Here is a 10,643-nt window from a genome sequence, read left to right on the forward strand (position 1 = left end):
TTGGAGAGCGCTCTCCGGCCTCAAACAATTGCTGTCCCTTCGTTTCAGGTCTTTCCTCCCCCGGACATTTAGCCTGTTAACGAGGACATCTACCTTGTTATTCGACATTATGCCTCACTCTATGAGGAATTCTACGAATCGGAGCAAAACTGGTTAAAAGTTCTTACCTTTGCCCTGTCCGAATATGCTTATTACTATTCCAGCGAAAAGTTTTGGCAAGGCTTTTGCGAACGTTTGGATATTTATCACAACCAAGCAGTAGAAAGTACCCTACGTCAAGTAGTTGATGAAGGAATTGAACTTTTAGGTTTAATCCGAGCTAAAGGGGGTTACAAGTATGTCTCAACTTTGTGGCTTCAGAGCGGTGTTCCAGAACAGAACCTGGGTCATTTTGCTCAACTCGTTCAGGAAGTTGCTGATGAATATGGCTGGTGGGAACTGTCTCACGCTCCCGATGAAGACCTTTCGCAGCTACTGCTAAGCTTTTGCCAAGAAAAACACCCACAATGGGGAACGCTCATTAACTTCCTCAAATCTAGTTATTCTGAAGATGAAGAAACTGAGCCTATTTCTGGGCAACTCCTTCAAGGTATCGCCATTATCGCCCAAGAATTAGAACGTCAACAAGCTGCTCCCCAAGCTTTGCAAGATGAAAATCAACGGGAAGAACTGTTAGGTAGTTATTATCTGCCGCAAAACTTTTTCCTACGAAATTGGAACGCTCTGATTCAGGTCTTAACACCTAGATCTGGCTCTGGTCGCACTCAGAGTATTATCAGTCGGCGTGGCAAACCCCTAGTCTTGAGTTTGGATGTTACCGATTCGTTGAATACCCAATTAGTGCTGCCAGAACAAACCATCTGGAAACCTGCATGGCGTAACTTACGAGGAACATACTGCCAAATTCCAGAGGCTAATTGGGAAAATATAATTCCAAGATCTGGATATTTAGAAATTCCAGAATTGCTTATTAATGTTAATCAAACGGCAGAAAACTGGAGTTTTCAACTTTTAGAGCACAATCGTCAATCTCTTCTGCAATGGTACTACACAGGCATCAACAATCAGCTTCCTTGCTTGATATTTGATGCCATAACAGGAAACCATTTACCACTATGCCTTTCTAAACCCACAATTATTGGTTCGGAAGAGATTATCTGCTTTACACCTAAAGAAATCCAACCCGAATTGGCTAACGGAATTGAGCTACTCGATGGTTGCATCCCATCCAGTCTGCGAGGGTGGCGCGGTTGGCAAATCAGACTCACTATCCCAGAGTCTTCAATCGTGCTAAACCTACCTGAAACAGGTCAGTCGCAACTCATCTGCTGGAAACTAGCAGATGATGAGCAACCAGTCTTGAAAGGATTGAGGTTGAAAGGAAAAAAACCAATCTATTTAGAAGCACCAACGTTCTGGTATCCGCCTCTGAATCAAACCTTAACTGTGAACGTTTTAATTGAAAATATTACCGAACGCACAATTATTGCTCGAACCTTAGAAACTCTACTTCCAAATAAACGCTGGTTTGCCATCTCCTTAAATCAGTGGATTACTGAACCGGGCTGCTATGAAGGACGCTTCTGGTTTGAGTCCAGGCGATGGTCTTATCGATTTGAGGTGCAATCCAACTATCAATCCTCTGGATTAACTGAACTCAATTCATTAAAAATTCGCAGCGATTCAGGATTTTCTGAAGTAGACTTGCCCATCAAACACGTTACTCTAGAAGAATTTTGGGCAGAAAGAATCAAATTCGACGGGTTATGGCCTTTGGAAGAAGTTATTTTATTTTTAGCCAATAGCAATGAGATAATTAGCTATCAATTCCAAGCAAATCCATCAGGAGTTTTAGCAATTAATATTGCAGCTTTGCACGACTTACTACTTGAATCCAACTGGTATGCTCTAGATTACCAGCGTTTGGGTTTAGAGCCGCAGCGACTACTTGAGATGAATATTTTATCTCAAGATATTAGTTGTATTTGGACAAATCAAGCTATTCAGCTTTCAGGGCTGCAACCTGGCAAGCTGTATTCCCTATCTTGTTGGAATCTACTTTTACCTGGTAAAAAACCAGAGGAAATTCAATTCTCTTTTATTGAACAGAACCTAGCGACTACTACAGTCCCGCTCAATCTATCCCCTGGCATTTATCAAATTCAACTGTTGAGTGCTCAACAGTTACCAAAGAATTTGGGTCTGTGGTGCGGTAGCGGTCAATACGATTTGCCTGAAGCAAGCAATGATAATGAGGATGTAGCAAACTATTGTTATACTATCCTGGACAGCAGTGAGTCTACAGAAGAATTCATAGCCGCCGTTAAAAAACTTAATCTAGATTTAAATTGCGTTCAGCTAAAAACTCTTGTTGATAGTTTAGACAATCATCAGTATTATTTTCCAGATTGGTTGGATGTAAATGCTTTATTGAATAAACTAAAAAAACTATTAGATTTTTTAATTGAATCTTCTGCTAGCTCAGTAAACACCTCTCAAAATCAAAAAAAACTTTCTCAAGACAAACTTTACAAAACTACGCCCATTCAGCTTGTAGAGAAAGGGATTTGGCACTTAGTTACTGTTCGTTCTCAAAAGCGTAGCTTGTTCTTAAAAGTTTTAGATAAGGCTCTGAAAGACAGTCAATTACAAGAACTTGTTTTAGAAATTAAGACCCCAAAAGACTCAGCTTACAAAGACATGGTTTTACTTCGATTGAGTAACTTAAAAGCTGCATCCATTCACCTTCAGCGGCTTGAGTATTTTCAAGGAATTGAACGCCGACCGCTGTCAAGGGAACAAGTTAATCGGATGTTGGGAGTTAGGTAATGGATATTGACAAAATTACTTTGTTGCTTAGCAAGCATCGACATCCTATTAATCCAGCAGTACCAACAACCTTGACTAAGCAGCAGATTGTTTCGCTAATGCGCTCAAGTCTCTCACCTAATCAGTCGCAAGATGAGTTAGAGCATAAAATCCAGGCAACTCTAATGGAACTACAGGCGCAAGGTGAAGTTTTAGCTGGGACTGGAAATCGTTATTGTATCGCTCCCCCAACTCTATTAGCTTTAGAGCGAGATAATTTGACTGGGCTGCTATTCCGAGGCGATCGCGCTTATCTTGCCCTAGCTCATCAGGTACTGAAAACCGAGCAAAGCAACAATGAGTTAAACATTCGTCCAAAAGTGCATGGCTTTCATCGGATCGGAGACTGCCTGAAGCAAGCCGGGATTCGCTTGCTGACTGTCGCCGACAGTATTGAGCATTTACCTTATCCCCGCCAGCCATCGAAAGCGGTGTTGCGTTCTCCTTGGCCAGAAAACCCTTTTACGATTAGAAACTGGCTTCATGAGGGTACTATTGAGCAATACCTGCCCCAACAAAATAGTTCTCAGCAAGAGCGCTGGAAACCCTTGATTTACGAGCAATTGCAGGAGCAGACATTACTAAAACTTCCTACAGGAGAATATCTCTGGTTTGCAGAGCAGGGTTTTTACGAGTTAGAGCCAGACGCGGCAATTTTGGCGATGCTCCACAAAGACGCCAAAATGGAATATCCTCTCAAAATCCATTGGGATGAACCGCAGGGAAGGCTGAATCTCTCTGGCGTTATCTTGCCCAATACCTATGCCCAATGGCTCTGGCGTCTTTCTGAACCCGATAAGGAAAGGTATCGGACTCGATATTTTCCATCAACTCACTGGCCTCTCGTTAAAAAAGCGTTTGAACGTTTGGGATGTATATTGGTATGACTCACTATCTTGACCCCATTGCAGCAGTCGAACAGCCTCGTGAAGATTTCATTCGTTACTTGCTCACAGCTTATCCACTGCGCGACCCACATCTGCGCTACGGTTTGAAACAACAGCTGGAACAGCCAGGAACTGTTTGGCAGCATCCTTATCTAGAAGGCTCGCAACCTTATTGCCCAGCTCATAGCGTTCAAGAATTGGTCAGTCATGGCATTTTGCATCCTGACATGGTGAGTTTGTTTACACCCAGCCATCGCCCTCTTTACGAACACCAGGAAAAAGCTGTCGAGGCAGTCATTCAGCAGCAGGAAAATATAGTTATTGCCACAGGTACGGGGTCGGGAAAAACTGAATGCTTCCTCATTCCGATGCTCAATTTGCTGCTTAGGGAAGAAGTCAACTTATCTCTGGCTGGGGTGCGGACGCTTATTTTGTACCCAATGAATGCTTTAGTTAATGATCAGGTTAAGCGCTTGCGTAAACTGCTTTGTCGCCAAGAAACAGCAGTCATTAAATTTGGATTTTATACGAGTAGAACCGAGACAAAGAAAGATAAAGCTGAAGAGTCTCTAAGATCTGAATTTCAGTCATATGAACCTAACGAGCTGCGGGAGTTATTCACTGAAGCTGAAAAAGACTCTTTGAATCTCAGCACTCGCGACAAATTAATCGAACAAGCTATTGATAAAACACTAAAAGTTCAAGCCATTTCACGAGAAGAGATATGGGAAAAGCCACCTCACATATTAGTAACGAACTACTCCATGCTAGAGCATATGTTGATTCGCCCTGTAGAGCGAACGAAAATTTTTGGTGCTTCAGCTTCAACCTTTAAGATGTTGGTAGTAGACGAAGCCCACACTTACAATGGCTCCACAGGTAGCGAAGTTTCGATGCTGCTAGAGCGATTAAAAATAGCAGTAGGGGTAGAAGAACCAGGGCGAATTCGCTGCATCGCTACCAGCGCCAGTTTAGGGGATGCTTCAGCAGATTCCAGCATCTTGAAATTTGCTGAGGAGTTTTTCGGCGAGCAGTTTAGTCAGGTGATTCGGGGCGATCGCGTTACCGCCACAGAACGATTAGGCAACCCCTACGCTTTGCCAGCAGAATTCACTTATGAAAAAATTCTAGGCTATTTGAGTATTTTAGACCTGCCTGCTCTTCACGCTCCTTTGAATGTTTGGCTAAACCGACTCAGTGGGATCGTCCCTCCAGAAGAGTTAGCAGCAGCACAATCGCAAGCTGGAAATGATATCCACAAATTTCTCTGGTTTTCACTCAAGCAACATCCGCACTTTCATCGACTAATTAACATCCTGAGTCGTCAATCTCAACGGTGGGAACAAATAGCTCAATCTAAAGAATTGTGGGGTATAAATTCACCTGTTAATTTAGATGGTAGCATCAATGATACGGATGCCAAACAAGCATTAGCTCATCTGCTACAGTTAGGCACTTTGGCTCGTGCAAATCCCGACGATCTACCTCTAGTGCCAGTGAAACTGCATCTTTTGTTCCGCAGTTTAGAGGGACTTTATGTTTGCATCAATCCCGATTGTTCAGGAGGCTTGCGAGATCCAAACTATGCAGAGTATCCACTCCAGTATGGGCGTCTTTATCTGAATGAAAAAATCATCTGTGATGACTGTGATTCTCCTGTATTAGAGTTGGGGAGTTGCTATCAATGCGGTCAAGCTTATGCTTTGACTCAAGTTAACAACTTATCTAAACTAGAACCTCTTCCCAGAGCCAGTCAAGAATTAAGAGAAAGTCCCAGAATTTATACTTTGACTTCAGGTCTTTTAGAAAGCATTACAGAAGAAGAGGAAGCCGGCGAAGCAGAGGAAGAAAAAGAACCTGAAAAACCATCTACTTTTACAATCTACAAGCGAGATGGTTGGATTGGCATCCCTTCAGCAGCACCCTTCTCATCAACAGATCCAGCAGAAGGTAAATTTCATCTGGCGTGGCATCGTCAGAAAGATGACAAAAATCTGGATGGATGTTACTTGCCTAAGTGCGCTGCTTGTGGTGCCAAGCCAGTTCGCGCCAGAGCAATCAATTTATTCGTTGCCTACACGGATGCTCCCTTGCAGGCCATGATTGATAGCCTTTTCGCTCTACTGCCTGAACCTGAATCAAATCAACAAAACTCATCAAAGCGTAAGCTGCTAACTTTTTCTGATGGGCGTCAGGATGCTGCATTTTTTGCTTCAGATTATCAGCGCAATCATTCAGAAACTCTTTATCGCCAGATAATTTGGCAGGCTTTCCAAGAGGCTAAGGGTACTGATGACATTGCATCTATCAATCAGGTAATTAACAAAATCAAGGATAAATTTTTAGAAATTTCGATTCCTCATCCAGAGCGAGATTCTAAGCTCAATTATCGGAGTTATGTTCCAGGCGACTCATTAGAAGATAAAGAAATACAGAATAGGCGGGATTGTCAAGCTCGTGCAGAAGCCCGTGCTAAAGAGTTATTAGTCCGGGAGTTTGCTATACGTCTGGCACGTCGCTTATCATTAGAAGCTTTTGGAATATTAGCTTGTCATATTGATTTTTCGGATAACAATCTGTTCGAGAGAGTAGGTGATAGGTTCAGTATTTCAAGCTATGAAGCTCGAATTTTTCTAGTCGGCATTACCGATATTATTCGTCGTACAGGTATTGTCAGCATTGAGGGAGCCTCTCAATATTTTCCTGAAATTGGAGGAGTTGAAGGTGCTAGAAATCCAATACTTGACCCGCAGGGGCGCTCTTTAAACTATCTATTTTTAGAAAAACCCAAGGATGATGTCAAAAAATATCAAGAATCTCCCGATTTTCTGCTTAAAGTGAAGCAGTCAGGTGAATTAAGCAAAGTACAAAATCGCCTGGGTTGGTATTATTTGAGACTATTCGGCGAACAACTTCCCAACAGAGAAGATTTTACTTGGCTTTTTAGGCAGCTTCAAGATTCTGGATTACTGGTTCCTGCGAAGCACGGACATCAACTAAATTGGAATCTGTTGAATCTTATTGAAACAAAGCAGCATTGGTATCGGTGCAATCGCTGCCAGCAACTTGTTCACGTTCCTGGCTTATCACAAATATCCCACCCTACTATTAATGTATGGGGATGTCCTGTTCGATTATGTGAGGGTACACTTCAGCCCTACACCTCTGAAAAAATTGAACAGGTAACAAACAAGCATTATCAACAGCATCTAATTAAAAATCGGTTGCCGTTGCCATTACGTTCCCAAGAACACACAGCACAGCTAGGCGTTGGCGAACTAGAAAAACGCGAAAACCGTTTCCGGCGCGGTCAAATCAATATGCTCAGTTGTTCTACAACCCTTGAAATGGGCGTAGATATTGGTGAACTGCAAGCGGTTGTTCTCCGCAACTTTCCTCCCCATGTTAGCAACTACCAACAACGAGCTGGACGCGCCGGACGCCGAACAGATGGGGTTGCTGTTACCCTAATGTATGGGCAGCGCCGCCCCCATGACAGGTTTTATTTTGAGCAGCCCGAACAACTGATTGCTGGTAGCAATCAGATTCCTAAACTAGATGCTGATAACTTCCAAATTCAGCAACGCCACATTCGAGCCGAGTTATTATCTGCATTTTTGAAGACTAACGGGATTGGTGCCGAAGCAGTAACAATTGCTGATTTCTTCAGTTTACCTTTGCAAAATTATGGAGCGGCTCCAGATTTTAGCCCTCCACCGACAGCAATGGTTTCTGAACTGCGGGAATGGTTACATACTGACACAACTTATTCTATTGCCCAATCCTGGCTAAATAGGCTTAAAAGCTCTGAGTCTGCCCAAAATGTATTAAATCAGTTTCTTGAAGCTCTATCACTTTTTCAGGGAGGTCAATTAGAAGATTGGAATAGTCTGGTATCACCACTTATAACTCTTCGAGAAGACATTTTGGCAGAGACTGACCGGAAAAAACGAAATGGATTAGAGAAACGACGGGATGGAATTGAAGCTGAATTAGATAAAATTGCTAAACGCCGACTTCATGATGAATTAGTTCAGGCAAGCATTCTGCCAATTTATGGTTTCCCAATTGATGTAGTTCGTTTACTTACTGGGGAAAGTAATCAATTCAAATCCTCTCAGGGACGGCATAGATTGGAACGCGATCGCCGCCTTGCTCTGGGTGAATATGCCCCAGGTCAGGAAATTGTTGTAGATGACCGAGTTTACCAGAGTGTGGGCATTCTTAGACCTAACGACTTGGAGAAGAAATACTACTGGGTCTGTAAAAACTGTAATCACTTTCGAGCATCAACTGTAGAAGAAGTTATGGAAGAATGTCCAGTCTGCGGTTGGGAACCTACCCCGGCTACCGCTCAAAAAATGAAAGCTTACAAGGTTCCTAAAGCCTTCACTACAGACTGGACAGCTACTCCAAAAGTGACACCCTATACTAAGCCGCAGCGACAACCAACGTCACAAGTCTTTTTAGCCAATGATGGAGAAAATATAGAAGAGGTGGCCCATGAGTCGGGTATGTACTCCCTAACCGTCAGTCAAAGCGGCAGGTTCTTTTTAGCTAATCAAGGAGTACTGGGAAATGGTAAGGGCTTCAACAGGCAGGGGTTTGCTATTTGTCAAACCTGTGGCAAAGATTTAAGTGATATGGTGAAAAAAGAGCGGGAAGCAAATAGCCAAACAGCTCGCACTAAAAAATCCTCTGCTAGTTCTAAATCATCACGCTCTAGCCATAATCATCCGATTACAGGTAAAGAGTGTTTCGGGAGTTACTATTTTATTCATTTGGGTCATGAATTTCGCAGCGATTTGCTGAAGATTCAATTTGACCGAGTTACAAAACCGATGCCTCTCTTTGGTGAAGTTCTTCACTTTGGAGATGAACAAACAATTTCATCTGTATCAGACAATCCCAATCAAAGTATCAACGGCTTGGGATTTTGGCAATCGTTGACTTACGCAATCTTAGCCGCAGCAGCCCAAGTGATTGATGTGCCTCGGACAGAATTGGACGGACTGTTTAGACCTCTAGCAGATGGACGAGCCGAAATAATTATTTACGACAATGTTCCAGGGGGAGCAGGATACAGCCGACGCATTGCTGCTCAATTTCAGGAGGTCTTGGAAAAAGCCTACTGGATTGTGAGTTCCTGTAGTTGTGATACCAGTTGCTATGACTGCTTAAGAACTTACTCCAATCAACCATTTCATACCGAATTGAACCGTCATGTAGTGGCACAATTTCTCAAACCTCTCGTAGAGCAGATTAAACCCGATCCTGAATTGCAAAACTTTGCTCCTAATGCCAATCGGGTTAGTTTATCTCAAACAGCTACTCGTCTACCTGCACTCTGCCGTATGGCTGCTTCGGCTAGCACAATTTACTTGCCTTCTTTAATAGATTCTTTGGGTTTGAATCACGGTTCACTGCTATCTTGGTTCAAGCTTTTGACTGATGCTGTTTACTCCATGCAGCGCAATGGTATGCCACTGGAGTTGATAGTTAATCAACTACCAGAACTTAATAATGTTTCAGATTCCGCTCAGGAGCAGCGATCGCACCTGCTCCTCCTGCGAAAACGTCTACAGCAATGGATAGACCAGGGGTTGCTCCATCTCTACCAGTCATCTATTGAGGCTTTACCAGCATTGTGTCTAAGCACCCATCAGCATAACCGGATTGCTTTAGAACTACACAAAAATTTACATTCAAATGAATCGCTTGAATGGTTTCAAACCCGAAGCCGTGAAGGTGTAGAGATAGTATTTAATCGGTTGCAAAACCAACGCCAGCAAGCCAGACTTGTACCCGCTTCGGAGTTAGAAGATCCAGATACATTTGTAGTTTTTCCAGAGCCTAGCTGGAGCAACCTCAGCCTAACAGAATTGCGGCAGAAGCTGCAAATAGACCGTATATTGTCGGGTAGTCAGATTAAGAGCGTGCTGTACCGCGATCGCTATCTCGATGAGTCTGGAGCAAGAATCCTAGCTGACTTACTGCAAGGCGAGTGGCTTTCTTCAAACTCTGCTGTTAACATTTGGGTTCTCGAAGACAGCAAATCTCAATCAGCTGCTCAACGAAAAGCCCAATTAGAAGCAGCATTGACCGAACTTAATGTTATCGGAATTCAACCTCAAGTTAAAGTTCAACCGCAACATCAACGTTCTCATTTTCGCCACGGACGCGATCTGGTTCTTCACAGGCTCGACGGTCAGAAGTACAAGATTATCTTTGATATGGGGCTTAACTTTGTCGAGGTCAACCAAGATGGAACCTACTCTATAAAACAGCCAACCTATGTAGTGATTACAAGAGCAGACTGTTGAAGAGGCGACAATTGTCGCTAAAACCCTTGCACCGTCCGTTTTGTACCACATCGCCTTTTCAAAAAATTGAGCCAATTTTTTGGGCTCTTCCGTACTTAGTGTGCCAAATTATTAGTTTTTGGTTTCCTACACCCTAGCTGGCTATGATTTCAAGGCGATCGCCCCGTCAGGAGCAAGTTCCATAAGACAAGCTAAGGGTAAATAATCTCAAAGCCTTACCTAGCAAAGCCTTGAGCATAAATTTAAGTTAACTTAGCACACTAAGTACGGAAGAGCCGGAATCGCACAACCAATCAAAGCAATTAGACCCTGTTTCTGCTGCAATACCAAAGCAATGACCGCTCCTGTCCCAGTAATTCCTAGTGCTTTAATCGCCCAGATTTGTCTATTGTAGTCTTCAATAGTATTTTGCAAGAAAAAATATTCCTGCTTGAGCAGTTCTAACTCAAAGTCAGTCAGTGGCTTAGGCGGAGTAGGAGGTGGGGGATTAGACATTAGACATAGTTGAGATTACTAAGACTAAGATAAATCAGAGCCTTACATTACAGGAAGATGCTCCATCACC

General features: G+C 43.0%; 4 protein-coding genes. 3 read left to right on the forward strand and 1 reads right to left on the reverse strand.

Annotated elements, in window-relative coordinates; translation table 11 throughout:
• Positions 1-234: 234 nt before the first annotated feature.
• The 3 genes from H6G03_RS37150 to H6G03_RS04060 are packed head-to-tail and all read left to right on the forward strand — an operon-like array spanning position 235 to position 10,078.
• A complete protein-coding gene (locus H6G03_RS37150; RefSeq protein ID WP_199315123.1) occupies positions 235-2,829 on the forward strand; it encodes a hypothetical protein in 2,595 nt (864 codons plus the stop codon).
• Positions 2,829-3,755: a hypothetical protein gene (locus tag H6G03_RS04055; RefSeq protein WP_190462342.1), complete on the forward strand. Its 927-nt coding sequence runs from the start codon at positions 2,829-2,831 to the stop codon at positions 3,753-3,755. The genes H6G03_RS37150 and H6G03_RS04055 overlap by 1 nt, the downstream gene beginning before the upstream one ends.
• Positions 3,752-10,078: a DEAD/DEAH box helicase gene (locus H6G03_RS04060; RefSeq protein WP_242056781.1), complete on the forward strand. Its 6,327-nt coding sequence runs from the start codon at positions 3,752-3,754 to the stop codon at positions 10,076-10,078. Before H6G03_RS04055 ends, H6G03_RS04060 begins: the two co-directional genes overlap by 4 nt.
• A gap of 252 nt (positions 10,079-10,330) precedes the next feature.
• Here H6G03_RS04060 and H6G03_RS04065 read toward each other — a convergent pair whose 3' ends face one another.
• Positions 10,331-10,573 carry a hypothetical protein gene (locus H6G03_RS04065; RefSeq protein ID WP_199315124.1) on the reverse strand — a complete coding sequence of 81 codons (243 nt, stop codon included), beginning with the start codon at positions 10,571-10,573 and terminating at the stop codon, positions 10,331-10,333.
• Positions 10,574-10,643: the final 70 nt, after the last annotated feature.

The organism is Aerosakkonema funiforme FACHB-1375, from assembly GCF_014696265.1.
In the GTDB taxonomy this organism is placed as follows: domain Bacteria; phylum Cyanobacteriota; class Cyanobacteriia; order Cyanobacteriales; family Aerosakkonemataceae; genus Aerosakkonema; species Aerosakkonema funiforme_A.